The organism is Roseovarius tibetensis (assembly GCF_050896375.1).
Classification (GTDB): domain Bacteria; phylum Pseudomonadota; class Alphaproteobacteria; order Rhodobacterales; family Rhodobacteraceae; genus Roseovarius; species Roseovarius tibetensis.
Genome location: NZ_JBPBBB010000005.1, coordinates 33,288 through 55,520, shown reverse-complemented (window position 1 = coordinate 55,520; position 22,233 = coordinate 33,288). Strand labels below are relative to the sequence as shown.

The 22,233-nt window shown below is 65.2% G+C and carries 22 protein-coding genes; 6 read left to right on the top strand and 16 right to left on the bottom strand.

The features are described 5' to 3' along the window. Positions 1–25: 25 nt before the first annotated feature. The 4 genes from ACROSR_RS05290 to ACROSR_RS05275 are packed head-to-tail and all read right to left on the bottom strand — an operon-like array spanning position 26 to position 5,132. The gene (locus ACROSR_RS05290; protein WP_432682790.1) at positions 26–883 is read right to left on the bottom strand and encodes a hydroxymethylglutaryl-CoA lyase; all 858 of its coding nucleotides are present in this window, start codon (positions 881–883) and stop codon (positions 26–28) included. Then, the gene (locus ACROSR_RS05285; RefSeq protein ID WP_432682788.1) at positions 883–1,542 is read right to left on the bottom strand and encodes a glutathione S-transferase family protein; all 660 of its coding nucleotides are present in this window, start codon (positions 1,540–1,542) and stop codon (positions 883–885) included. Before ACROSR_RS05285 ends, ACROSR_RS05290 begins: the two co-directional genes overlap by 1 nt. Then, the gene (locus ACROSR_RS05280; protein WP_432682786.1) at positions 1,539–3,476 is read right to left on the bottom strand and encodes an acetyl/propionyl/methylcrotonyl-CoA carboxylase subunit alpha; all 1,938 of its coding nucleotides are present in this window, start codon (positions 3,474–3,476) and stop codon (positions 1,539–1,541) included. The genes ACROSR_RS05285 and ACROSR_RS05280 overlap by 4 nt, the downstream gene beginning before the upstream one ends. Positions 3,477–3,533: 57 nt before the next feature. After that, positions 3,534–5,132: a carboxyl transferase domain-containing protein gene (locus tag ACROSR_RS05275; protein ID WP_432682784.1), complete on the bottom strand. Its 1,599-nt coding sequence runs from the start codon at positions 5,130–5,132 to the stop codon at positions 3,534–3,536. A gap of 149 nt (positions 5,133–5,281) precedes the next feature. Between ACROSR_RS05275 and ACROSR_RS05270 the strand changes: the two genes are divergently transcribed. Continuing rightward, the gene (locus ACROSR_RS05270; RefSeq protein ID WP_432682782.1) at positions 5,282–5,899 is read left to right on the top strand and encodes an OmpW/AlkL family protein; all 618 of its coding nucleotides are present in this window, start codon (positions 5,282–5,284) and stop codon (positions 5,897–5,899) included. A gap of 71 nt (positions 5,900–5,970) precedes the next feature. Here the strand turns inward: ACROSR_RS05270 and ACROSR_RS05265 are convergent, their stop codons facing one another. From ACROSR_RS05265 to ACROSR_RS05240, 6 genes are all read right to left on the bottom strand, one after another. Next, positions 5,971–7,539 carry an AMP-binding protein gene (locus ACROSR_RS05265; RefSeq protein WP_432682780.1) on the bottom strand — a complete coding sequence of 523 codons (1,569 nt, stop codon included), beginning with the start codon at positions 7,537–7,539 and terminating at the stop codon, positions 5,971–5,973. Next, entirely contained in the window at positions 7,536–7,826 is a 291-nt protein-coding gene (locus ACROSR_RS05260; protein WP_432682778.1) for a hypothetical protein, read from the bottom strand. The genes ACROSR_RS05265 and ACROSR_RS05260 overlap by 4 nt, the downstream gene beginning before the upstream one ends. Positions 7,827–7,893: 67 nt before the next feature. Continuing rightward, positions 7,894–9,057 carry an isovaleryl-CoA dehydrogenase gene (locus ACROSR_RS05255; protein WP_432682776.1) on the bottom strand — a complete coding sequence of 388 codons (1,164 nt, stop codon included), beginning with the start codon at positions 9,055–9,057 and terminating at the stop codon, positions 7,894–7,896. A gap of 133 nt (positions 9,058–9,190) precedes the next feature. Further along, entirely contained in the window at positions 9,191–9,682 is a 492-nt protein-coding gene (rpsI, locus tag ACROSR_RS05250) for a 30S ribosomal protein S9 (RefSeq protein WP_432682774.1), read from the bottom strand. Further along, positions 9,682–10,146, bottom strand: coding sequence for a 50S ribosomal protein L13 (gene rplM / locus ACROSR_RS05245; protein WP_432682773.1), 465 nt, complete (start codon positions 10,144–10,146; stop codon positions 9,682–9,684). The genes rpsI and rplM overlap by 1 nt, the downstream gene beginning before the upstream one ends. Before the next feature lie 313 nt (positions 10,147–10,459). Next, on the bottom strand, positions 10,460–10,879 hold the full coding sequence (locus tag ACROSR_RS05240) for a PaaI family thioesterase (RefSeq protein ID WP_432682772.1): 420 nt from the start codon (positions 10,877–10,879) through the stop codon (positions 10,460–10,462). 58 nt (positions 10,880–10,937) lie between these two features. Between ACROSR_RS05240 and ACROSR_RS05235 the strand changes: the two genes are divergently transcribed. From ACROSR_RS05235 to gluQRS, 3 genes are read left to right on the top strand one after another with little or no spacing between them, the layout of a single operon-like run. Beyond that, positions 10,938–11,723, top strand: coding sequence for an enoyl-CoA hydratase (locus tag ACROSR_RS05235; protein ID WP_432682771.1), 786 nt, complete (start codon positions 10,938–10,940; stop codon positions 11,721–11,723). Positions 11,724–11,764: 41 nt separating this feature from the next. Then, complete coding sequence (gene trmFO / locus ACROSR_RS05230) at positions 11,765–13,153, top strand: methylenetetrahydrofolate--tRNA-(uracil(54)-C(5))-methyltransferase (FADH(2)-oxidizing) TrmFO (RefSeq protein WP_432682769.1); 1,389 nt, start codon at positions 11,765–11,767, stop codon at positions 13,151–13,153. A 4-nt stretch (positions 13,154–13,157) separates the two neighbouring features. Beyond that, the gene (gene gluQRS, locus ACROSR_RS05225; protein WP_432683060.1) at positions 13,158–13,991 is read left to right on the top strand and encodes a tRNA glutamyl-Q(34) synthetase GluQRS; all 834 of its coding nucleotides are present in this window, start codon (positions 13,158–13,160) and stop codon (positions 13,989–13,991) included. A 22-nt stretch (positions 13,992–14,013) separates the two neighbouring features. Here gluQRS and hisI read toward each other — a convergent pair whose 3' ends face one another. Next, a complete protein-coding gene (gene hisI, locus ACROSR_RS05220) occupies positions 14,014–14,382 on the bottom strand; it encodes a phosphoribosyl-AMP cyclohydrolase (protein WP_432682767.1) in 369 nt (122 codons plus the stop codon). A 67-nt stretch (positions 14,383–14,449) separates the two neighbouring features. Between hisI and ACROSR_RS05215 the strand changes: the two genes are divergently transcribed. Beyond that, positions 14,450–14,905 (top strand): iron-sulfur cluster assembly scaffold protein, encoded by a 456-nt coding sequence (locus ACROSR_RS05215; RefSeq protein ID WP_432683058.1) that lies wholly within the window; start codon positions 14,450–14,452, stop codon positions 14,903–14,905. Between the two features lie 337 nt (positions 14,906–15,242). Here ACROSR_RS05215 and ACROSR_RS05210 read toward each other — a convergent pair whose 3' ends face one another. From ACROSR_RS05210 to sciP, 5 genes are all read right to left on the bottom strand, one after another. After that, a complete protein-coding gene (locus tag ACROSR_RS05210; protein ID WP_432682765.1) occupies positions 15,243–15,365 on the bottom strand; it encodes a hypothetical protein in 123 nt (40 codons plus the stop codon). A gap of 123 nt (positions 15,366–15,488) precedes the next feature. Beyond that, on the bottom strand, positions 15,489–17,579 hold the full coding sequence (gene recG / locus ACROSR_RS05205; RefSeq protein WP_432682763.1) for an ATP-dependent DNA helicase RecG: 2,091 nt from the start codon (positions 17,577–17,579) through the stop codon (positions 15,489–15,491). Then, positions 17,576–19,696: an NAD-dependent DNA ligase LigA gene (gene ligA, locus ACROSR_RS05200; protein WP_432682761.1), complete on the bottom strand. Its 2,121-nt coding sequence runs from the start codon at positions 19,694–19,696 to the stop codon at positions 17,576–17,578. Before ligA ends, recG begins: the two co-directional genes overlap by 4 nt. A 116-nt stretch (positions 19,697–19,812) precedes the next feature. Continuing rightward, positions 19,813–20,529 carry a response regulator transcription factor CtrA gene (gene ctrA / locus ACROSR_RS05195; protein WP_432682759.1) on the bottom strand — a complete coding sequence of 239 codons (717 nt, stop codon included), beginning with the start codon at positions 20,527–20,529 and terminating at the stop codon, positions 19,813–19,815. A gap of 95 nt (positions 20,530–20,624) precedes the next feature. Next, positions 20,625–20,903 (bottom strand): CtrA inhibitor SciP, encoded by a 279-nt coding sequence (sciP, locus tag ACROSR_RS05190; RefSeq protein ID WP_432682757.1) that lies wholly within the window; start codon positions 20,901–20,903, stop codon positions 20,625–20,627. Between the two features lie 117 nt (positions 20,904–21,020). Here sciP and mnmA point away from each other — a divergent pair, with 117 nt between their 5' ends. Next, positions 21,021–22,166 (top strand): tRNA 2-thiouridine(34) synthase MnmA, encoded by a 1,146-nt coding sequence (gene mnmA, locus ACROSR_RS05185; RefSeq protein WP_432682755.1) that lies wholly within the window; start codon positions 21,021–21,023, stop codon positions 22,164–22,166. Positions 22,167–22,233 lie beyond the last annotated feature (67 nt).

The following is a 22,233-nucleotide window of genomic DNA, read 5'->3' as shown; positions in this document are numbered from 1 at the left end:
ACACGCAGGAATCGCGTCAGGGTTTCTATCCGGGGCTGCGCATCGCGCGCGCCATCCCCGCGGCACGCTCCAGCACCTCGCGGTCGAGCCCGGTCTCGAACCCGCGGGCCGTCAACATGTCATGCACATCTTCCGTGGCCACGTTTCCCGCCGCCCCCGGCGCAAACGGACAGCCGCCCAGGCCCCCGACCGCCGCATCGAAAACGCGCACGCCGCGCGCAAGCGACGCCTCGATATTCATCACGGCGCGTCCCGCGGTGTCATGGAAATGCCCCGCCAGCCGTGTCACCGGCACGGCCTCGCAGACTGCGGCCAGCATCGCATCGACCGCCTCGGGCGTGGCCCGTCCAATGGTATCGCCAAGGCTGATCTCGTAACAGCCCATCTGCCAAAGGGCCTGTGCCACCTCGGCCGCCCGTGCCGGCGTCACCGCACCGTCATAGGGGCAGTCCACCACACAGGAGACATAGCCCCGCACGCGCAGCCCCTCGATTTCCGCAGCCTGAAGCACCGGCGAGAACCGCGCGAGACTTTCGGCGATCGTGGCGTTGATATTGGCCCGCGAAAACCCTTCCGAGGCCGAGGCAAATACAGCAACCTCGTCGGCACCGGCCTCGATGGCATCGCTCAGCCCGCGCATGTTCGGGGTAAGGGCCGCATACCGGACGCCCGGCACCCGTGAGATACCTCGCAGCACCTCGCCCGATCCGGCCATTTGCGGCACTCGTTTCGGGTTGACGAAACTGGCTACCTCGATACGCGAAAACCCCGCGCCGCTGAGACAATCGACCAGTGCGATCTTGTCGGCGGCGGGAATGGCCCGCGCCTCGTTCTGCAACCCGTCGCGGGGGCCGACCTCGAATATCTCGACGCGCTCGGCCATCACCCATCCTCCGGCACAGGATAGAAATCCCGCGTATAGATGTCCTGCACACCGTCCCGTGCCTTGGCCCGGATGTAGGCAGGCCGTGTTTGCAGCCTCTCCCAATAGGCCGTGAGACGCGGATAGACCGACAGATCGACGTAATAGCGCGCCAGCTCGAACCCGTATGCGAACATGATATCCGCCGCCGAGAACCCTGAAGGCAGCAGATGATCCCCCTCAAGCCGGGCCTCCATCGCCGCCAGGGTTGCGCGCAGACGCGCATTCAGCAGCTTGATCACGGCCACGGATGGCGTGGCCGGCGGCCGCAGGAATACCTGGTTGAGGTTGAGATTCTCCAGCAGGCACCCCACCGTCTCGGAATAGCCGAGCATCTCAAGATACTGCGCGCGATCGGCCTCGCCCGGCGCAGGCGCCAACCCCGCCTGAGGATAGGTCTCGCATAATAGCTGGACGATCGCCGAGCTCTCGAACCAGACGGCACCGTGATGCTCCAGCACCGGCACGCGCCCGGCTGGCGACAGCGCCATGAACTCGGGGGTCCGCATCGACCCGTCGCGGATCGAGTAATGGCGGATGTCGAAATCGAGCCCCAGCTCTTCCATCAGCCACAGAACCCGGAAGGATCGCGCCAGCGGCACGTGATGCAGCGTTATCATGTCGTCACCTCCAGTCGCACTAGGGCCGCGCCGGCCGACACCTGGTCGCCAGCCTGCACGAGAACCTCGGCGACGAGCCCGTCGCAGGCGGCCAGCAGGCTGTGCTCCATCTTCATCGCCTCCAGCACCGCCAGCCTGTCGCCCTTGGCGACCGTCTGCCCGGCCCGTGCATGCACCGCCTTGACCAGCCCGGGCATCGGCGCCTCGATCAGTGCGGGATCGCCGCCGGCGGCACTTTCGCGCGCCAGCGGATCCACCAGCTCGAACGTCAGACCATGCTGCGCAAAGACGGTGATCGTGGTGCCGCAGGTCGCGGTGCGCGGCGCGGCGTGCCCGTCCAGACGCCACTGCCCGTCCACCCGCCGCGCGGCAACCCAAGTGTCATCAACAAGGATGTCATGCGCATCACCGGACAGCGTGCGCAGCCGCAGCGGGATCTCCTCGCCCGCATGGGTCAGGCGCAGCCCGCGCTCCAGCGGCGCCCACAGCACGAAGCCCGCTTCGGGCGGCGCCTCCTCCAGCAGGCCCAGCCCGGCCAGCGCCGCCAGGGCCGCCGCGCGCGCATCGGGCGCGGGTGCCACCACAAGGCTGTCGATATCGCGCCCGATCAGGCCGGTATCGACATCGCCAACGGCAAATCCCGGATGCCGCGCAAGCGCGCCCAGGAAGGCGAGGTTGGTGACCGTTCCGGCCACCTCACACGCGTCCAGCGCCCGCGACAGCCGCCGCAGCGCCACCCCGCGCGAGGGCCCGTGAGTGATCACCTTGGCGATCATCGGGTCGTAGAACGGGCTGATTTCATCACCGGCGCGCACCCCGCTATCGGCGCGCACACCTGCAGGAAAGACAAGGTGTGACAGCCGGCCCGTGGCGGGCAGAAACCCTTTCGGAACGTCCTCGGCATAAAGCCGCGCCTCGAAGGCATGGCCGGTTATGCCCAGATCTTCCTGCGCCATGGGCAGGCCCTCGCCCGCGGCGACGCGCAGCTGCCATTCCACCAGATCGACGCCAGTGATCGCCTCGGTCACCGGATGCTCGACCTGCAGCCGCGTGTTCATCTCCATGAACCAGAACCCGTCGGGACGCAGGCCGTCTGTGCCGTCGACGATGAACTCCACCGTCCCCGCCCCGGCATATCCGATCGCCTCGGCGGCCCGCACTGCCGCGTCACCCATCGCGGCGCGCATCTCGGGCGTCATGCCCGGCGCCGGCGCCTCCTCGATCACCTTCTGATGCCGGCGCTGCAGCGAACAATCACGCTCGAACAGGTGCACGGCCCTGCTGCCGTCGCCAAACACCTGCACCTCGATATGCCGCGGCTTTAGGATATACTTCTCGACCAGCACATCCGCATTGCCGAACGCGCCGCGCGCCTCACCGCGCGCGCTTTCCAGCGCCTCGGCGAAACCCTGCGACTGCTCGACCAGCCGCATGCCCTTGCCGCCACCGCCCGCAACCGCCTTGATCAGCACCGGATAGCCGATCGCCTCGGCCTCGCGCGCCAGACGCGTGTCCTCCTGATCGGCCCCGTGATAACCCGGCACCACCGGCACGCCGGCCTCGTGCATCAACCGCTTGGCGGCATCCTTCAGCCCCATCGCCCGGATCGCCGCCGCCGACGGGCCGATGAACACCAGCCCCGCCGCCTCCACCGCCTCGACAAAATCTGGATTCTCGCTCAGGAATCCGTAACCGGGATGGATCGCTTGGGCCCCGGTTTCGAGTGCGGCGGCGATGATCCGATCGCCGCGCAGGTAGCTCTCAGACGGCGCCGAGCCGCCGACATGCACCGCCCGGTCGGCCAGCGCCACATGCGCGGCCTCCCGGTCGGCATCGGAATGGACCGCGACCACTTCGACGCCCATCTCCCGCGCCGTGCGCATCACGCGGCACGCGATCTCGCCGCGATTGGCCACAAGGATCCGCTCAAACATCCGACCCGTCCCCGGCTTCATCTTTCCAAAAATACTCCAATCCCACGACCGCCACCCTCACATCCGGAAGACGCCAAAGCGCGTCTCCTCCACCGGCGCGTTCAGCGCGGCACGCAAGGACAACGCCAGCACGTCGCGGCTCTTGCGCGGATCGACGATCCCGTCATCCCAAAGCCGCGCACTGGCGTAAAGCGGGTGCGACTGGCGCTCGAACATTTCCACGGTCGGTCGCTTGAACGCCTCCTCGTCCTCGACCGACCACGTCTCGCCGCGCTTTTCCATCGCGTCGCGCTTGACAGTCGCCAGCACACCAGCGGCCTGCGCGCCCCCCATCACCGAGATGCGTGAATTGGGCCATGTCCACAGGAATCGTGGCCCGTAGGCGCGCCCCGCCATGCCGTAATTGCCGGCGCCGAAACTGCCGCCCACCAGCATGGTGATCTTCGGGACGCTCGTCGTCGCCACTGCGGTCACCATCTTGGCGCCGTGCCGCGCGATGCCCTCGTTCTCGTATTTGCGCCCCACCATGAATCCGGTGATGTTCTGCAGGAAGACCAGCGGTATGCGGCGCTGCGAACAAAGCTCGATGAAATGCGCGCCCTTCGCGGCGGCCTCGGACAAAAGCACGCCGTTATTTGCGACGATGCCGACGGGGCAGCCCTTCACATGCGCAAAGCCCGTCACCAGCGTCTCGCCGAACCGCGCCTTGAACTCGTCGAAATACGAGGCGTCGACCAGCCGCGCGATCACCTCGCGGATATCGTAGGGCGTGCGCAGATCGGCCGGCACCACGCCCAGCAGTTCCGCAGGGTCATAGGCAGGCTCTCGCGGCGTATCCCAGTCAAGGCGCGGCGCGGCCCCGAGGTTTCCTACCGCCCGCCGTGCCAGGGCCAGCGCGTGCGCGTCGTCCTCGGCCAGGTAATCGGCCACGCCCGACAGCCGCGTGTGCACGTCGCCGCCGCCCAGGTCCTCGGCGGTGACCACCTCGCCGGTCGCGGCCTTGACCAGCGGCGGGCCGGCCAGGAAAATCGTCCCCTGGTCCCGGACAATGATCGTCACGTCGGACATGGCCGGCACGTAGGCCCCACCGGCGGTGCAGCTTCCCATCACCACGGCGATTTGCGCGATGCCCTTCGCGCTCATCCGCGCCTGGTTGTAGAAGATCCGCCCAAAATGGTCGCGATCGGGAAAGACCTCGTCCTGGTTGGGCAGGTTCGCGCCGCCACTATCCACCAGGTAGATGCACGGCAGATGGCATTCCTCGGCGATCTCCTGTGCGCGCAGGTGCTTCTTTACGGACATCGGGTAATAGGTGCCGCCCTTCACCGTGGCGTCGTTGCACACGATCATGCAGTCGCGCCCCTGCACACGGCCCACCCCGGCGATAACGCCGGCGCACGGCGCGGCCTCATCGTAAAGCCCGTGCGCCGCTGTCGCACCAACCTCCAGAAAAGGGCTGCCGGGATCGAGCAGACCCGCCACACGTTCGCGCGGAGGCATCTTGCCCCGCGCGCGGTGACGCTCACGCGCCGCTGCACCACCGCCCGCCGCGGCATGGGCGGCGGCCGCTTCGACCTGACGCAACGCGGCGAGATGCCCCGCCTCATTGGTCCTGAACGCATCCGAGCCCGGAAGGATCGCCGATTTCAGTTGCATGACACAGTCTCCGGCCCGGGGACGGGACCGACCCCGCCTGTTGCAATAATGGCACGCGGCGCAGCCTGGCGCGCGACTTGATGCAGGTCAACGTCCCGGGGCGTGGTCCGGCGCATACCCGGCGCGATCGAAACAGGAGTGGACAGACCATGAAACACATCACCGCCCTCACCCTCGCCGCCCTGATGGGCACGACCGCCGCGCCGGCCCTCGCGCAATCGCAGGGGGACATGCTGCTTGGCCTCGGTCTTCATGGCGTGATCCCGAAGGACAACAACGGCGTGCTTGCGAACGGGACGATCCCGATCGACGTCGACGAAAACATTCGCCCCTCCGTGACCTTCGAGTATTTCGTCGCGGACAATATCGGGATCGAAGTGCTCGCCGCGTGGCCGTTCGAACACGACATCAACAGCGGGGGCACCCGGATCGGCGAAATCAAGCATCTGCCGCCGACCGTGTCGCTGCAATATCACTTCAGTAATGCAAGCAACGTCACACCCTTCATCGGCGCCGGTTTGAATTACACGTTCTTCTTTGACGAGACCGCCAAGGGACCCATTGCCGGCAACCAACTCAGCCTCGACGATTCCTGGGGGGTCGCCCTGCACGCCGGTGCGGACTTCGCCATCAGCGAGTCGGCATCGCTGCGCGCAGACGTCCGCTGGATCGACATCGAAAGCGATGTCAAGCTGAACGGCCAGAAGATCGGCAAGGCCAAGATCGACCCTTGGGTTGTCGGTCTTGCCTATGTGGTGAAATTCTGATCCCCGCCCGGTAGGGTCGGGATGGACAGGGCCGGCCGTCGCGCCGGCCCTTTTTGGTATCTGTACCAGGGTCACCGGTTGACCTCCGCCGCGGCGCGCGCCTTCAATTCCTTGCGGATCACCTTGCCGGTCACCGTCATCGGCAGGGCGTCGATGAATTCGATTTCCCTTGGGTAAGAATAGCTTGCAAGCCGTTCCTTTACCCATGACTGAAGCTCCTCCGCGGCAACTGTGACACCGGGTTTCAGCACGACATAGGCCTTGACAATCTGGGTGCGCAGGACGTCGGGCTTGCCCACCACGGCCGCGGTTGCCACGCCGTCATGGGTCAGCAGGCAATCCTCGATTTCCGACGGGCCGATCCGGTAACCCGCGCTCGTGATGACATCGTCCTCGCGTCCGACGAACCGGATGAAGCCCCCCTCGATGACACCACGATCGCCTGTCACCATCCAGTCGCCGCGAAACTTGTCGGCCGTCTCGGCCGGCTTGTTCCAGTATCCCAGCATCATCGACGCCGATCCGCGTCTGACCGCGATGTCACCTTCCTGGTCTGTCTTGCGCCCCTCGGCATCGATCACTGCCACCTCATGCCCCGGCACCGCACGCCCGACACAGCCCGGCACCGGGTCGAACAGCGCCGCGCACGAACTGCCCACCATGTTGCACTCGGTCTGGCCGTAGAACTCGTTTATCGTCACGCCGAGCGCACGCTGTCCCCAATCCAGCATCTCGGCCCCCAGCGGTTCGCCGCCGCTTGCGACGCTGCGCAATCCCTCGATCCGAGCGTCGGACGCCTTCAGCATCCGCAGCGCCGTTGGCGGAAAAAACACATTTCGCACAGCAGCCTCACGGATGACGTTCACGCAGGCCTCCGGGCTGAACTTGGTCATTCGGGCCGCGACGACGGGCACGCCGATCGCCAGCCCCGGCATCAGCACATCGAACAGCCCGCCGATCCATGCCCAGTCCGCCGGCGTCCAGAGACGATCACTCGGCTGGCCCAGGAAATCATGGCTCATCTCGACCCCCGGCAGATGCCCGGTCAGCACCCGGTGCGCGTGCAGCGCGCCTTTCGGGCTGCCGGTTGTGCCGCTGGTGTAGATCAGGACGGCCGGATCATCGGCCGACGTTTCGGCGGTCTCGAAACGGCCTTCGGGCAAATTCTCCTGTTCTGGCACCAGTGTCGCCAGATTGGGCAACTCTGGCAGGATATCGAGACAATCGGTGTCTGTCACCACAAGCCTTGCACCCGCGTCTTCCAGCCGGCTGCGCAGGGCGTCCTGCTTGAAGAGTTGAAACAAGGGAATTGAAATCGCGCCGATTTTCCAGATCGCGATATGCGCCGCCGCACACCACGCCCCTTGCGCGCGCAACACGCCGATCCGGTCGCCGCGCGTGAGGCCCCGCGCATGCAGCGCCCCGGCAAGGGCATCGGCCATGTCACGCAGCGTTCCATACGTGATATGTTGCAGCCCGTCACCCGACGGGGTCACGATCGCCACGCGATCGGGGTCGCGGGCGGCCCAGTCATCGCAGACCTGCGCGGCCATGTTGAGATGCGGGGCGATGTTCCATCGGAACGTTTCACGCAAGGTGTCGTAGGGGGCGGGCTGTAACAGGGGGCGCATGTCCGTCATGAGGTCGATCCCGGACCGTTCGTGTGCGCCAGCCGACCATAGGCATCGACGAAATATTCATGATGGCCGCAGGTCACCACGAGCCACAGATCATCGCTTGCCGCTGGCCGCGCGGAACAATCGGATCTCTGTGCATCCTCGCCCGCCTCGTCGAGATACCGCGCCGCGATCCGCTCGATCACGTCTGTCTCGGTGGTGGTGACCGCACGTCCCCCCAGCAGCAGCCCGATCCCGGCCACCACGGCGACCAGCGCCACGAGCGGCAAGACCATCATTCGGCGTGGCATCGACCGGTTCCGAAACAACGCTGCCATCCAGGGCCGCGCCGGGCGCGCGGCGGGATGCGTGGGGATGTCATGTCATGGCCCCCATCATCTCGCGGCCCACCAGCATGCGGCGGATCTCGGAGGTGCCGGCACCGATCTCCATCAGCTTGGCATCGCGGAAGATCCGCGCGACGGGGCTGTCGTTCAGGAACCCGGCCCCGCCCATGGCCTGCACCGCCTGATGCGCCTGCACCATTGCCTGCTCGGACGCATAAAGACAGCAGGCCGCGGCATCCTGACGTGTCACGTCGCCGCGGTCGCAGGCCTTGGCGACCTCGTAGACATAGGCGCGGGCAGAGTTCATCGCGGTGTACATGTCCGCCATCTTGCCCTGCATCAACTGAAACGACCCGATGGGCTGGCCGAACTGCTTGCGCTCTGCCATGTAGGGCATGATCGCATCGAGACAGGCGGCCATGATGCCCGTGCCGATACCGGCCAGCACGACACGTTCGTAATCGAGGCCGGACATCAGCACGTTCACGCCCTTGCCTTCTTCGCCCAGCACGTTCTCGAACGGCACCTCGACATCGTCAAAGATCAGCTCGGCGGTGTTGGACCCGCGCATCCCCAGCTTGTCGAAATGCGGCGAGGTGGTGAAGCCGGTCATCGTCTTCTCGATCAGGAAGGCGGTGATGCCTTTCGCCCCGGCATCGGGGTCGGTCTTGGCATAAACCACCAGCGTGTCCGCATCCGGGCCGTTGGTGATCCAGTATTTCGTGCCGCTCAGCTTGAAGTGATCATTGCGCTTTTCCGCTCGTAGCTTCATCGAGACGACATCGCTGCCGGCGCCGGCCTCGGACATCGCGAGCGCCCCGACCTGTTCGCCGGACACCAGACCGGGCAGATATGTCTGCTTCTGCTCGGGGGTGCCGTTCAGCTTGATCTGGTTGACGCACAGGTTGCTATGCGCCCCGTAGCTGAGCGAGACGCTGGCAGAGGCGCGCGCGATCTCCTCGACGGCGACGACATGCGCGAGGTAATTCATGTCCGACCCGCCATATTCCTCGGGCACGGTGATCCCCAGAAGGCCCAGATCCCCCATCTCGCGCCATAATTCCGGCGGAAAGGTGTTGCTGCGGTCGACCTCGGCGGCGATCGGCGCCACACGTTCCTGCGCCCATTTGTGGACCATGTCGCGCAGTGCATTCACATCCTCTCCCAGGTCGAACTGCATCACGGCATTGAACATCGCTTCCCTCCCCCAGCGGCCCGTTTATTGAACGCACGTTCATTTGTAAACGCAAGCCACGCGCAAGGTCAATCCCGCATGAAAAAGGGCCACCCGAATGGGCGGCCCTTGCATGTCTCCGGTGATCCGGAAATCAGCGCTTGGAGAACTGGAAGCTCCGACGCGCCTTGCGGCGACCGTACTTCTTGCGCTCCACCACGCGGCTGTCGCGCGTCAGGAAGCCCGCGGCCTTGAGCGCACCGCGCAGGGACGGGTCATAAAGCTGCAGGGCCCGCGAGACGCCGTGCTTGACCGCACCGGCCTGACCGGACAGTCCGCCGCCCTTGACCGTCGCCATCACGTCGAACTGATCTTCGGTGCCGGAGACGGTGAATGGCTGTCTCAGGATCATCTGCAGAACGGGCCGCGCGAAATACACGTTGATCGGCTTGCCGTTCACGACGACCTTGCCCGAGCCGGGCTTGATCCAGACACGGGCGACCGCATCCTTGCGCCGACCGGTCGCGTAGGAGCGGCCAAGCGCGTCGCGCACCGGCTCGCGCGGTTCGGGCATTGCCTCCGGGGTCGCGCCGATGTCGCCTGCGACGGATTCCAGCCCTTCGAGGGATTTGATTTCTTCAGCCATCAGTAAGCCACCCGCGTATTCTTGGAGTTCATGGTCTTGACGTCCAGCACTTCCGGGGTCTGCGCCGCGTGCGGATGCTCGGTGCCGGCGTAGACGCGCAGGTTCGTCATCAGGCCGCGGCTCAGGCGGTTGCCCGGCAGCATGCGCTTGACGGCCTGCATGACGACGCGCTCGGGGTGCTTGCCCTCGAGGATCTCGCCCGTCGATTTCGACTTTATTCCGCCGGGATGGCCGGTGTGCCAGTAATTCGGTTTATCGCGCTTGTTGCCGGTCAGTTGCACCTTGTCGGCATTGATAACGATGACATTGTCCCCGGTATCCATGTGCGGTGTGAAACTGGCCTTGTGCTTGCCGCGCAGGCGCATGGCGATGATCGACGCCAGTCGACCCAGAACGACACCTTCGGCGTCTATCAGGATCCACTTCTTGTCGATATCTGCCGGTGTTGCAGAAAATGTCTTCATGTCAGGCGGAACCTCTCGCTTGGTCTTCGTGTCGGTCCGACGCGGACCAGACATGGCCCGCCTCGCGATCCTCGCCTTATAAAGGGTGCCGCGGTGGCGTCAACACGGCACCCGGACAATTATTATAATTAAAACAATCGCTTGCAAATTGGGTATCATGTTACCCCATATAATGACTTGCCTGTTCCGCCCTTCATCCTCGGCACGATGACCGCCGTGACCTCCGGCACCCGCCTTGCGACCCGTCATGACATCGTCTCCACGGGCCCACCCGCGTGGGGTCCATGCGGCCCTGCGAGAGGCGGCGTCCGACCTATTTCGGCGGGATCGAATAAGTCAGGCTCGCGCGTGCCACGGGGTCCGCGATGCCGTCGGAATGGACAAGCACATCCCCCACGGCCAGCACGCGCCCCAGCTTCAGCAGCCGGCACTCGGCGATCAGATCCGTGCGGGCCGCCGGCTTGCGCATGAAATCGATGCTGCAATTGGTGGTCACCGCCAGTCCCTCGGGCCCGATCATCGCCAGCACCGCAAGGTAGACCGACACGTCGGCCAGCGCGAAGATCGACGGACCCGACACCGTCCCGCCGGGGCGCAGGTGCCGCTCGCCGACCAGAAGACGCGTGCGCACGCGCATCTCGCCCACCTCCTCGATCGCGAAGTCCTGCCCGACCTGCGGAAATTCCCGTTCGAGAAACTCGGTCAATTCGGGTGCGCTCATCACGACGCCCATGCTTTCCTCCCGGCCCGTTTTCGTGCCACAATGGACATAACCCACTGGAGGAGACAAGATGGCAATTCTGGACCGTACCGACGAGGGCGCAATCGCGCGCCTGACACTGGACTCGCCCGGCAATCTCAATGCGCTGTCGGACGCGATGCTGGCCGAATTGCAGGCCGAGTTCGATCGGCTGGCAACGGATCGCAGTATCCGCGTCGTGACGCTGGCGGGGAACGGCAAGGCATTCTGCGCCGGCCACGATCTCAAGGAAATGCAGGCCGCACGCCAGTCCGAGGATGCCGGTCGCGCCTATTTCGCAGATCTCTTTTCGCGCTGCACGGCCGTGATGACCGCGATCCGAAACCTGCCGCAGCCGGTGATCGCCGCGCCGCACGGCATCGCCACCGCGGCCGGGTGTCAGCTCGTGGCGTCCTGCGACATGGCGGTGGCGGCGCATGGCACGCGGTTCGGGGTGAACGGCGTCAATATCGGCCTGTTCTGCTCGACGCCGATGGTGGCCCTCAGCCGCAACATCCCCCGCAAACAGGCATTCGAGATGTTGACCACAGGCCAATTCATCGAAACCGACCGCGCGACAGAGCTTGGCCTGATCAACCGGGCCGTACCCGCCGACGCCCTCGAGGCCGAGACCCTCACGCTTGCCGAAACCGTCGCAGCCAAGCTTGGTAGCGCCGTTCGCGTCGGCAAGCGCGCTTTCTACGAACAACTCGAAATGGGGCTCGACGATGCCTACGCGCATACCGGGGCGGTCATGGTCGAGAACATGCTCGACCGCGACACAGACGAGGGCATCAACGCCTTTCTTGACAAGCGACAGCCGGACTGGCCGCAGTGAGGACCTTTGCAAATGCCGTGTCATCGCCTAGGTGATCGTTCATGACAAACACATTGCATATCATCGGCGGTGGCATGGCCGGGTCCGAAGCCGCCTGGCAGGCCGCCAACATGGGCGTGGACGTGGTCATCCACGAGATGCGCCCCAAGGTCGGCACATTCGCGCACCGGACCGGCGATCTGGCAGAGATGGTCTGCTCCAACTCCTTCCGCTCGGATGACGACGAGCAGAACGCCGTTGGCCTCTTGCACTGGGAAATGCGCGCCGCGCAGGGGCTCATCATGCAGATGGCCGATCACCACCGCCTGCCCGCCGGCGGCGCGCTCGCCGTCGACCGCGACGGGTTTGCACAAGGCGTCACCGAAAGGCTCATCCAGCACCCGAGGATCAGCGTGCAACATGGTGAAATCACCGACCTTCCCAAGGACGGTCAGTGGATCATCGCTACCGGTCCGCTAACCTCGCAAGGTCTCGGACAGGCGATCGCGACCGAAACGGGGACCGACGCGCTCGCGTTCTTCGACGCCATTGCGCCGATCGTGCATTACGACAGTATCGACATGTCGACCGCATGGATGCAGTCGCGCTATGACAAGGGCGAGACCGAAGACGAGCGCACCGCGTATCTCAACTGTCCGATGGACCGCGCCCAGTACGAGGCTTTCATCGACGCGCTGCTCTGCGCCGAGAAGACCGCCTTTCACACCGGCGAGGCCGAGATATCGCCCGACGGCACGCCCTATTTCGACGGCTGCCTGCCGATCGAGGTGATGGCCGAGCGGGGCCGCGAAACCCTGCGCCATGGCCCGATGAAGCCTGTTGGCCTAACCAACCCGCACCAGCCCGATATCAAGCCGCACGCGGTCGTGCAGCTCCGCCGCGACAACGCGCTCGGCACGCTTTTCAATATCGTCGGCTTTCAGACCAAGATGAGGTACGGCGCACAAGCGGATGTTTTCCGGACCATTCCCGGTCTCGAGAACGCCCGTTTCGCACGGCTCGGGGGCATGCATCGCAATACATTCCTCAACGCGCCCACGCTGCTCGACGCGCAGATGCGCCTGCGCACGCGGCCGCATATCCGCTTTGCCGGACAAATCACCGGGGTCGAGGGCTATGTCGAATCCGCGGCCATGGGCCTCGTGGCGGGCCGTCTCGCCGCGGCAGAGATCCTGGGGCAGTCGCTTCCGGACGTGCCACAGGACAGCGCCATGGGCGCGCTCATCCATCACATCACCGGCGGCGCCGAGGCCAAGACCTTCCAGCCGATGAACGTCAATTTCGGCCTCTTCCGGCCGGTCGAGGGCCTCAAGGGCGGGCGCCGCGGCCGCGTCCATAGGTACAAGGCCTATACCGACCGCGCCAAGGCCGCCTGGACGGACTGGCTGGCGTCGCAGCAACCCGCGCATGACATGGGCATCGCTTCCTGAGCGGATGTTCGTCACGCGCTTCGCCCCGTCACCGACCGGTCCGCTGCATCTGGGGCATGCCTATTCGGCCATGCTGGCACATGACATGGCACAGGCGGCAGGCGGCACGTTTCACCTGCGTATCGATGATCTCGACCAGACCCGCGCCCGGCGGGAATACGAGGTGCAGATCTACCAGGATCTCGCCTGGCTCGGGCTCGACTGGCCTAGGCCCACCATGCACCAGTCGGCGCGCCTGCCGCGCTACCGCGCCGCACTCGGCACGCTCTGGGACACGGGGCTGCTTTATCCCTGCACCTGCACGCGCCGCGACATCCGCGTCGCGGCCACCGCCCCGCAGGAAGGCGCGCCGCTGCACGGGCCAGATGGCGTGATCTATCCGGGCACGTGCCGCCCCGCGACCCCTCCGACCGGGCCGATGCCCCGGGATACTGCCCTGCGCCTCGACATGGCCCGCGCGTGCGCGACACTCGGGAACCCGCTGATCTACCACGAAAAGGACGACAGGATCCTCCCGGTAAACCTGTTCGAAACGGTTGGCGACGTGGTCCTTGCGCGCCGCGACATGGGGGCGTCCTATCACCTCGCGGTCGTGCTCGACGATGCCGACCAGAAGATCACGCACGTGATCCGGGGCGAGGATCTGCAGGACGCGACGCAGATCCACGTGCTTCTGCAACGCTTGCTCGGGGTGCCGACCCCGGCCTACCACCACCACCGGCTGATCCGGGACGAGGCACGCCGCCGCCTTGCCAAACGCGACGACGCCCGGGCGATCACCGCCTATCGTGCGGACGGGGCGACCCCTCAGGATATCCGGGCGATCGTCGGACTTTGAATTTTCATCTTTCCATAAATACTCAATCTGCCCGCGCCACAGGCGCCATGATCTCGATCTCCTCACCCCCGCGCAGGGCCGTGTAGAAGCACGACCGCCGGTTCGTGTGACAGGCGGGCCCGGTCTGGCGGATCAGCAACAGCAGGCAATCACGGTCGCAATCGACCCGCATCTCGACCAAGTCTTGCACGTGCCCCGAGGTTTCGCCCTTGATCCACAATGCCTGCCGCGATCGGCTCCAATACGTGACGCGCCCGGTCTCCAGCGTGCGCTTGACGGCGTCCGCGTTCATCCACGCCATCATCAGGACCTCGCCGGTATCATGCGCCTGCGCGATGGCGGGAATGAGACCCGCGGCATCGAATGTCAGTGTGGCCGGGTCGAACGCCATGGCGGATTTCCTTTTGAAACTGGGCTTCGCGAGTCTATTTATTGGGAACAACGCGAAAGGAAAAGCCATGAGCGGCGACACCGACCTGATCAAACTCTATTCCGCGCGCATCCTGGAGCTGGCCGCCGACATTCCGCATCATGGACGGCTGGATGATCCACAAGCCAGCGTCAAGCGGCGCGCGCCGCTTTGCGGCTCTGCCGTCACCGTGGACATCTCCTGCGCCGAGGGTCGGGTCACCGACTACGCGGCAGAGGTCAAGGCCTGTGCCCTCGGCCAGGCGGCCGCGAGCGTCGTGGGCAAGGGCATCATCGGCTGCGACCTGGAACAGGTGAGTGCGGCGCGCGACGCGCTCAAGGATATGCTCAAGAACGACGGGCCCACGCCGCCCGCACCATTCGACGGTCTCGAAGTGTTGCGCCCCGCACGTGACTACAAGAACCGCCACGCCTCGATCCTGCTGACGCTTGAAGCGGCTGCCGAGGCGATGGAAGAGGCGCGGGCGCAAGCACCCTGCGGCTAGCCTTGACGCGGCCTTCCGATCAGGGCCCTCGCGCAGTCATGTTGGACACGATCCCCAAAGTCCCCGCTGTCGATGCGTGTTTCCCGGTGCCGGATGCCTTGGCGATCTTCGGCGTTGACAGTCGGTCACGACGGCCCTGCGCGGCACAAAAAACCGCCGCGCATCCAAGGGATGGCGGCGGCAAGTAAGGCGGATCCAACGGACCCCGACAGCCTTCGGGCGCAATGGGACAAACCCCCGAAGACCGGCTTGGACAGGCATTCGTGCCGGCACCCCGATTCGGGATGCGCACGGTCAGGACCCGGACCCGCCCGGCAGAAACATCACCTCATGGCGGTCAGAACGTCCCGGGCAGGTAAAGCGCGCCGACCAGCGTGACCACCAGCGCAGCGGCCCCGATCGCGTCGCCGACAATCGTGGCCCGAGATCGAATCGCGGCAGTCTTGATCTGGTGCAACATGAGAGGACCTCCATCCATGACCCGTTGTTGCCACTTTGTTCTCATTTTGGGGCGTGCGTGTAAAGAACTTTTTAAGAACTTTTGTGAACACTTCGGAACGCGCAATATATCTCGCGGGACCTATTAGCCGACCATGAGCAGGCGAATGGCCTGATCCTGCTCCATCAGCCACAAGAGAACGCGCGCCGCGCGGCCGCGCTCGGCCTCGAGGTCGGGGTCGTCATGCAAAAGCTTGCGGGCATCCGATTGCGCCACCGCCATCAGCGCCGCCTGCGCCTCGAGATCGGCGATGCGGAACCGCGGCAGGCCCGATTGCGCCGTGCCGATCAGATCGCCGGCGCCGCGCATGTCGAGATCGACCTCGCTGATCCGGAACCCGTCCTCGGTGTCGCGCATGGTCTCGAGCCGGCGTGCACCGCTCTCGCTCAGCGGGGCCTGATACATCAGCAGACAGGTCGACGCCGCCTCGCCGCGCCCCACCCGGCCCCGCAACTGATGCAGTTGCGCAAGGCCGAAGCTTTCGGCGCGTTCGATCACCATGATCGACGCATTGGGCACGTCGACCCCCACCTCGATCACCGTGGTCGAGACCAGCACATTCGTCTCGCCGCGCTGGAATGCCGCCATCGCCGCGTCCTTCTCGTCAGGGGGCATCTGGCCGTGGACCAGCCCGACGACGCCTTCACCAAGCGCGGCGCGCAGTCTTTGATAGCGCTCCTCGGCGCTGGACAGATCGACCACCTCGCTTTCCTCGACCAGCGGGCAGACCCAGTAGGCCTGACGTCCCTCGGCGATGGCGCGGCGCAGATGATCGACAACCTCGTTGATGCGGCCCATGTTGACCAGCGCGGTCTTGATCGGTTTGCGCCCGGGCGGTTTCTCGTCAAGCACGCTGACATCCATGTCGCCATACTGCGCCAGCGCAAGGCTGCGCGGGATCGGCGTCGCGGTCATCACCAGCACATCCGCCTGCGCGCCCTTGCGCCCCAGCTCCAGCCGCTGACGCACGCCGAAGCGGTGCTGCTCGTCGACAATGGCCAGCCGAAGATCGGCAAATTCCACGTCCTTCTGAAAGACCGCATGCGTGCCCACGAGAATCTGGATGTCCCCGCGCTGCAAGGCTGCCAGCTTGGCACGACGCTCGGCCCCCTTGTCGCGCCCCGTGAGGAGTTCGAGAACCACGCCGGCCTCTTCCGCCAGCGGCCGCAGCCCCTGCAAATGCTGCCGCGCAAGGATCTCGGTGGGGGCCATCATCACACCCTGCCCGCCCGCCTCGACGGCGATCAGCAGCGCTTTGAACGCGACCAGCGTCTTGCCCGCGCCGACGTCCCCCTGCAACAGCCGGTTCATCCGCATTTCACTGGCCATGTCACCGGCGATCTCGGAAATCGCCCGGATCTGCGCGCCGGTCAGCGGATAAGGCAAGGCGTCGAGAACCTTTGCCTGCAGCATTCCGGTGCCCGCCGTCGCGCGCCCCTTGGCGCGGCGCAGCTTGGCGCGCGCCAGCGCCAGCGTCATCTGATGCGCCATCAACTCGTCATAGGCCAGACGTTCGCGCGCGGGGTGCGCGGGCGACAGATCCCGCGCCGCGGCCGGGGCATGGGCGGCGCGGACAGCATCGGCCCAACCGGGCCAGCCGGCCTGCGCCTTCTGCACCGGGTCGATCCATTCGGGCAGGTCGGGCAGACGCAGGATCGCAGCCTGCACCGCCTTGGCCATCACCCTCTGCGTGACGCCCGCGGTCAGCGGATAGACGGGCTCGAAGGCGGGGATCTCCTGCGCCTCGTCCACGGGCACGACGTGATCGGGATGTACCATCTGCGCGATGCCGTCGAACAGCTCCACCTTGCCTGACACGATGCGGCGCGCGCCGGTGGGCAGGATGCGCTGCAGGTAATCGCCGCGCGCATGGAAGAATACCAAGTGAAAGCTGGTCGCGGCATCCTCGACCACCACGCGGTACGGCCCGCCCTTGCGGGTGTTGGCGCGGTGGGGACCCACCGTCACCTCGACGGTCACGACGCCGGGCAGTTCGGCGCCCTGCACCGTGGCGCGGCGGGCGCGGTCCACACCGGAATGTGGCAGGGTAAAGAGCAGATCACGCGGTCGCGTGACGTCAAGCGCCCCAAGCGCCTGCGCGGTCTTCTTGCCCACCCCTTCGAGCGTGTCGAGCCCCGCGAAAAGCGGGAACAGGATCTCGGGCCGGGTGCTCATGCCTGACCGATGAGGCGCAGCCAGCCGTCTTCATCCAGCGTCTCGACGCCAAGTTCGGCAGCCTTCTTTGCCTTGCTGCCGGCCCCCGGCCCCGCGACCAGAAAATCGGTGCGCGCCGACACGCTGCCCGACACCTTGGCACCAAGCGCCTCGGCGCGGGCCTTGGCCTCGGCCCGCGTCATGCGCTCGAGGTTGCCGGTGAAGACCACCGTCTTGCCCGCCACCGGGCTATCGGACATGTCGGGCTTTGCCGCATCCTCGACCGTCAGATGCGCCACCAAGCGGTCGATGCTCGCGCGCTCGCGCGAATCGGCGAAGGCACCTACCAGGCTGCGCGCCATCACCTCACCGACGCCGTCGATCCCCAGAAGCCGCTCCCAGTCTGGCCCGCTGAACCCCGCGGCGGCATCCATCGCCGCGATGAACGTGTCCCAGTCGCCGTAATTGCGCGCGATGAGGTTGCTGGCCTGCTCGCCCACATGCCGGATGCCAAGGGCGAACAGCAGCCGCGCAAAGGGGATGCTTCGCTTTTCCTCGATCGCGTCGAAAAGGTTCTGCGCACTTTTCTCGCCCCAACCCTCGCGGTTCTTGAGTTGCCGTGCACCACGGCCGAATCTCTCCTGCAAGGTGAAGATCTCGGCCGGTTCGGTGATCCAGCCGTCGCGGTAGAACTGCTCGACCTGCCTGGCGCCCAGCCCCTCGATGTCGAACGCCGCGCGGCTGACGAAATGTTTTAGCTTTTCGACCGCCTGCGCGGGGCAGACCAGCCCGCCCACGCAGCGCCGCGCGGCATCACCGGGCTCGCGCACCGCGTCCGATCCGCATTCGGGGCAGGTCGTGGGAAACGCGTACGGTACCGCGTCTTCGGGGCGCTTTGACAGGTCGAGATCGGCGATCTTCGGAATCACGTCGCCGGCGCGGTAGACCTGCACCCAGTCGCCGACGCGGATATCCTTGCCATCCCGGATCGCCTCGCCCTTGCTGTCGCACCCGGCGATGTAATCCTCGTTGTGCAGCGTTGCGTTCGACACCACGACACCGCCCACTGTCACCGGCGTCAGCCGTGCAACGGGGCTTAGGGCGCCGGTGCGCCCCACCTGGATGTCGATCGCCTCGAGCCGGGTCCAGGCCAGTTCGGCGGGAAATTTATGCGCGATCGCCCATCGGGGCGTGGTCGAGCGGAACCCGAGCCGCGCCTGCAGGCCAAGGTCGTTGACCTTGTAGACCACGCCGTCGATATCATAGCCGAGCGTCGCGCGTGCCTGTTCGATCCGCGCGTATTGCGCCCGCATCTCGGACGGACCATCGCAGACGGTGATCAGCGGGTTGATCGCGAATCCGAGCGCGACCAACCTTTCCATCGCGCCCATCTGTGTGTCGGCCAGCGCCACAGACAGCTCGCCCCAGCCATAGGCAAAGAACCGCAGCGGTCTGGCCGCCGTGATCGACGGGTCGAGTTGCCGCAGTGAGCCCGCCGCGGCGTTACGTGGATTGGCGAACACCTTGGCCGAGCGTGCGTGCTGGCGGTCGTTGAGCGCGCTGAAATCTGCGTGGCTCATGTAGACCTCGCCGCGGACCTCCAGAAGGTCGGGAGCGTCGGTCAGGCTGGTCGGAATATCGGCGATGGTGCGCGCATTGGCGGTGACGTTCTCGCCGGTCTCGCCGTCTCCCCGCGTGGCGGCGCGGGTCAAGGTGCCGTTCTCGTAACGCAGGCTGAGTCCCAGCCCGTCGATCTTCGGCTCACAGCAATAGGCCAGCGGCGCCTCTGCATCCAGACCAAGGTACCGGCGAATGCGGGCGTCGAATTCGTCGATTTCCGCGGGCTCGAACGCGTTGCCGAGGCTGAGCATGCGCACGCTGTGACGCACCTTGGCAAACGCCTCGGCCGGGGCAGCGCCAACGCGCTCGGACGGGCTGTCACCGCGCTTGAGGTCGGGAAACCGTGCCTCGATCGCAGCGTTGCGTGCCTTGAGCGCGTCATACTCGGCATCCGACAGTACCGGGGCGTCGTCGGTGTGATAGGCGGTGTCGGCCTCTGCCAGGACCTTGGCGAGACGCGCCAACTCCGTGCGCGCCTCGGACTTGGTCAAACGCTCCACATCGGTTGTGTCGCTCATCGGGCCCCCCGCCGTCCTGTCAAGCGGGACGCGCCGCGATGTGTTCACGCCTCCGCCGCCTGCGCCACGTCTTAGGCGCAGTCACAGCGGAGGTCCAGTGATCGGGTTCGTTGCCGTCAGGCACCGATCGCCAGCGGCCTTCCCTGCATCTGGTCCTCTTCGGGATCGCGCAGCACGTAACCCCGGCCCCAGACGGTTTCGATATAGGTTTCCCCCTCGGTTGCCTCGCTGAGCTTCTTGCGCAGCTTGCAGATGAAGACGTCGATGATCTTCAACTCGGGCTCGTCCATGCCGCCATACAGGTGATTGAGGAACATCTCCTTGGTCAGAGTGGTCCCCTTGCGCAGCGACAGCAGTTCGAGCATCTGGTATTCCTTGCCGGTCAGATGCACGGCCTGCCCGGCCACGTCGACTGTCTTGGCGTCGAGGTTCACGTTTATCTTGCCCGTGCGGATAATCGATTGAGAGTGTCCCTTGGACCGCCGGATGATTGCATGAATGCGTGCGACCAGTTCTTCGCGGTGGAACGGCTTGGTCAGGTAATCGTCGGCGCCAAAGCCGAATCCCTTGAGCTTGCTTTCGGTATCGTCGCTGCCCGACAGGATGAGGATGGGGGTCGAGATACGCGACAAGCGCAATTGTCGCAGCACCTCGTGGCCATGCATGTCGGGAAGTCCGAGATCGAGAAGAATCAGGTCATAATCGTACAGCCTGGCCAGATCTACGCCTTCCTCGCCCAGATCGGTCGTGTAGACATTCAGGTTTGCATGCGACAGCGTCAATTCGATGCTTTTCGATGTCGTGGCGTCATCCTCGACCAGCAATACACGCATAAGGGTTCTCCATTTCTTCTTAAATCTTGATTACAACCTTGAACAGCAATGGTTAACCTTGTGTTACCTTTACAAAAATAATGTGCACAATCGCCTTATGGTTGTCTATAGGATTTGAGCAACGTCACTTTGAGCGCATCCAGACCGTGTTTTTTCACGCCACGGACCCAGGTTTCGAACTCTTCCTCGCTCAACCCATAGATGTTCAGGGCCTCGGATCGTGACATCAACCCATACGCGACACCTTGCACCACGGCGAGCTTGCGCGACGCCACCCAGCGACAGGTGTCCGGAGGTGGCAGGTCGGCCCTGCTGAAGACCGTGCCATCGGGCAACGTGACGGCCCTTGGCCCATCGACTTTCTTGAGATACATAGCGTTCACCCTTCTCCCTACCGCGATCAGATTGCGCGGATCAGGCTTAATGACGGGTGAAACAGAGCCCTGGGAATGCCTAGGATTTTCCTAGATTTCTTCATGCTGGAGGCCGATATGGCACTGGACGCAAACACATCGCTCAACTCGCTCGGCTTTGCCAAGGCCCCTGCCGACACGCGGGTCGTCGTGGCGATGTCAGGCGGTGTCGACAGCTCCGTGGTGGCGGCCCATCTCGCGGCGCAGGGCTATGACGTGATCGGGGTCACTTTGCAGCTTTATGACCACGGCGCGGCGCTGGCCAAGAAAGGGGCGTGCTGTGCCGGCGTCGACATCCACGATGCGCGCCGTGTCGCAGAGGATCTGGGCTTTCCGCATTACGTTCTGGATTACGAGAACATCTTTCGCGATGCGGTGATCGATGAATTCGCCGACAGTTATCTGGCCGGGGCGACACCGGTGCCCTGCATCCGCTGCAACGAACGGGTGAAGTTCAAGGACCTGCTGGAGACCGCCCGCGATCTCGAGGCCGATTGCATGGCGACCGGGCATTACATCCAGCGCAAGTCAGGCGCGCACGGGCCGGAATTGCACAGCGCCGCCGATCCAGTGCGGGACCAGTCCTATTTCCTGTTCTCCACCACGTCTGAACAGCTCGATTACCTGCGGTTTCCGCTGGGGCACCTGCCCTCGAAACAGGCGACGCGCGATCTTGCGGGGCAATACGGCCTGCAGGTCGCGGACAAGCCCGACAGCCAGGACATCTGCTTTGTGCCGGATGGTGACTATGCCAGCGTGATCGAGAAGCTGCGCCCCGGCGCGGCAGAACCGGGCGAGATCGTCCACGCGGACGGGCGCGTTCTTGGCCAGCACGACGGTGTGATCCATTACACTGTCGGTCAGCGACGGGGGCTTGGCATTGGCGGGCTAGAGACGCCGCTATACGTGGTGCGGCTCGACGTCGAGGCGTCGAAAGTGATCGTCGGACCAAAGGAAATGCTGGCCACGCGCCGCGTGCCGCTACGCGAAATCAACTGGCTGGGGGATGCGCCTCTGACCTCGCAGGATGCTTGGGAGGTGTCGGTCAAGGTACGCTCCACCCGCCCCCCGCGCGAGGCCGTGTTGCGGCCAGTGTCCGAGACCGAGGCCGAGGTTGAATTGCTGACGCCCGAAGAGGGTGTGTCGCCGGGTCAGGCATGCGTGTTCTATCAGACCGGCAGCACCCGCGTTCTGGGTGGTGGATGGATCTGGCGCGGGGCCTGATGGCGCGCCCTGTGCGGCCTTGGTGTCTGACAGTCGTTCCACAATGATCGCGCCCTTATCCTTTGAC

Coding starts and splice junctions, on each gene's coding strand:
- ACROSR_RS05290 (WP_432682790.1), bottom strand. CDS start 883: ATGGCCGAGCGCGTCGAGATATTCGAGGTCGGCCCCCGCGACGGGTTG.
- ACROSR_RS05285 (WP_432682788.1), bottom strand. CDS start 1,542: ATGATAACGCTGCATCACGTGCCGCTGGCGCGATCCTTCCGGGTTCTG.
- ACROSR_RS05280 (WP_432682786.1), bottom strand. CDS start 3,476: ATGTTTGAGCGGATCCTTGTGGCCAATCGCGGCGAGATCGCGTGCCGC.
- ACROSR_RS05275 (WP_432682784.1), bottom strand. CDS start 5,132: ATGCAACTGAAATCGGCGATCCTTCCGGGCTCGGATGCGTTCAGGACC.
- ACROSR_RS05270 (WP_432682782.1), top strand. CDS start 5,282: ATGAAACACATCACCGCCCTCACCCTCGCCGCCCTGATGGGCACGACC.
- ACROSR_RS05265 (WP_432682780.1), bottom strand. CDS start 7,539: ATGACGGACATGCGCCCCCTGTTACAGCCCGCCCCCTACGACACCTTG.
- ACROSR_RS05260 (WP_432682778.1), bottom strand. CDS start 7,826: ATGCCACGCCGAATGATGGTCTTGCCGCTCGTGGCGCTGGTCGCCGTG.
- ACROSR_RS05255 (WP_432682776.1), bottom strand. CDS start 9,057: ATGTTCAATGCCGTGATGCAGTTCGACCTGGGAGAGGATGTGAATGCA.
- rpsI (WP_432682774.1), bottom strand. CDS start 9,682: ATGGCTGAAGAAATCAAATCCCTCGAAGGGCTGGAATCCGTCGCAGGC.
- rplM (WP_432682773.1), bottom strand. CDS start 10,146: ATGAAGACATTTTCTGCAACACCGGCAGATATCGACAAGAAGTGGATC.
- ACROSR_RS05240 (WP_432682772.1), bottom strand. CDS start 10,879: ATGGGCGTCGTGATGAGCGCACCCGAATTGACCGAGTTTCTCGAACGG.
- ACROSR_RS05235 (WP_432682771.1), top strand. CDS start 10,938: ATGGCAATTCTGGACCGTACCGACGAGGGCGCAATCGCGCGCCTGACA.
- trmFO (WP_432682769.1), top strand. CDS start 11,765: ATGACAAACACATTGCATATCATCGGCGGTGGCATGGCCGGGTCCGAA.
- gluQRS (WP_432683060.1), top strand. CDS start 13,158: ATGTTCGTCACGCGCTTCGCCCCGTCACCGACCGGTCCGCTGCATCTG.
- hisI (WP_432682767.1), bottom strand. CDS start 14,382: ATGGCGTTCGACCCGGCCACACTGACATTCGATGCCGCGGGTCTCATT.
- ACROSR_RS05215 (WP_432683058.1), top strand. CDS start 14,450: ATGAGCGGCGACACCGACCTGATCAAACTCTATTCCGCGCGCATCCTG.
- ACROSR_RS05210 (WP_432682765.1), bottom strand. CDS start 15,365: ATGTTGCACCAGATCAAGACTGCCGCGATTCGATCTCGGGCCACGATT.
- recG (WP_432682763.1), bottom strand. CDS start 17,579: ATGAGCACCCGGCCCGAGATCCTGTTCCCGCTTTTCGCGGGGCTCGAC.
- ligA (WP_432682761.1), bottom strand. CDS start 19,696: ATGAGCGACACAACCGATGTGGAGCGTTTGACCAAGTCCGAGGCGCGC.
- ctrA (WP_432682759.1), bottom strand. CDS start 20,529: ATGCGTGTATTGCTGGTCGAGGATGACGCCACGACATCGAAAAGCATC.
- sciP (WP_432682757.1), bottom strand. CDS start 20,903: ATGTATCTCAAGAAAGTCGATGGGCCAAGGGCCGTCACGTTGCCCGAT.
- mnmA (WP_432682755.1), top strand. CDS start 21,021: ATGGCACTGGACGCAAACACATCGCTCAACTCGCTCGGCTTTGCCAAG.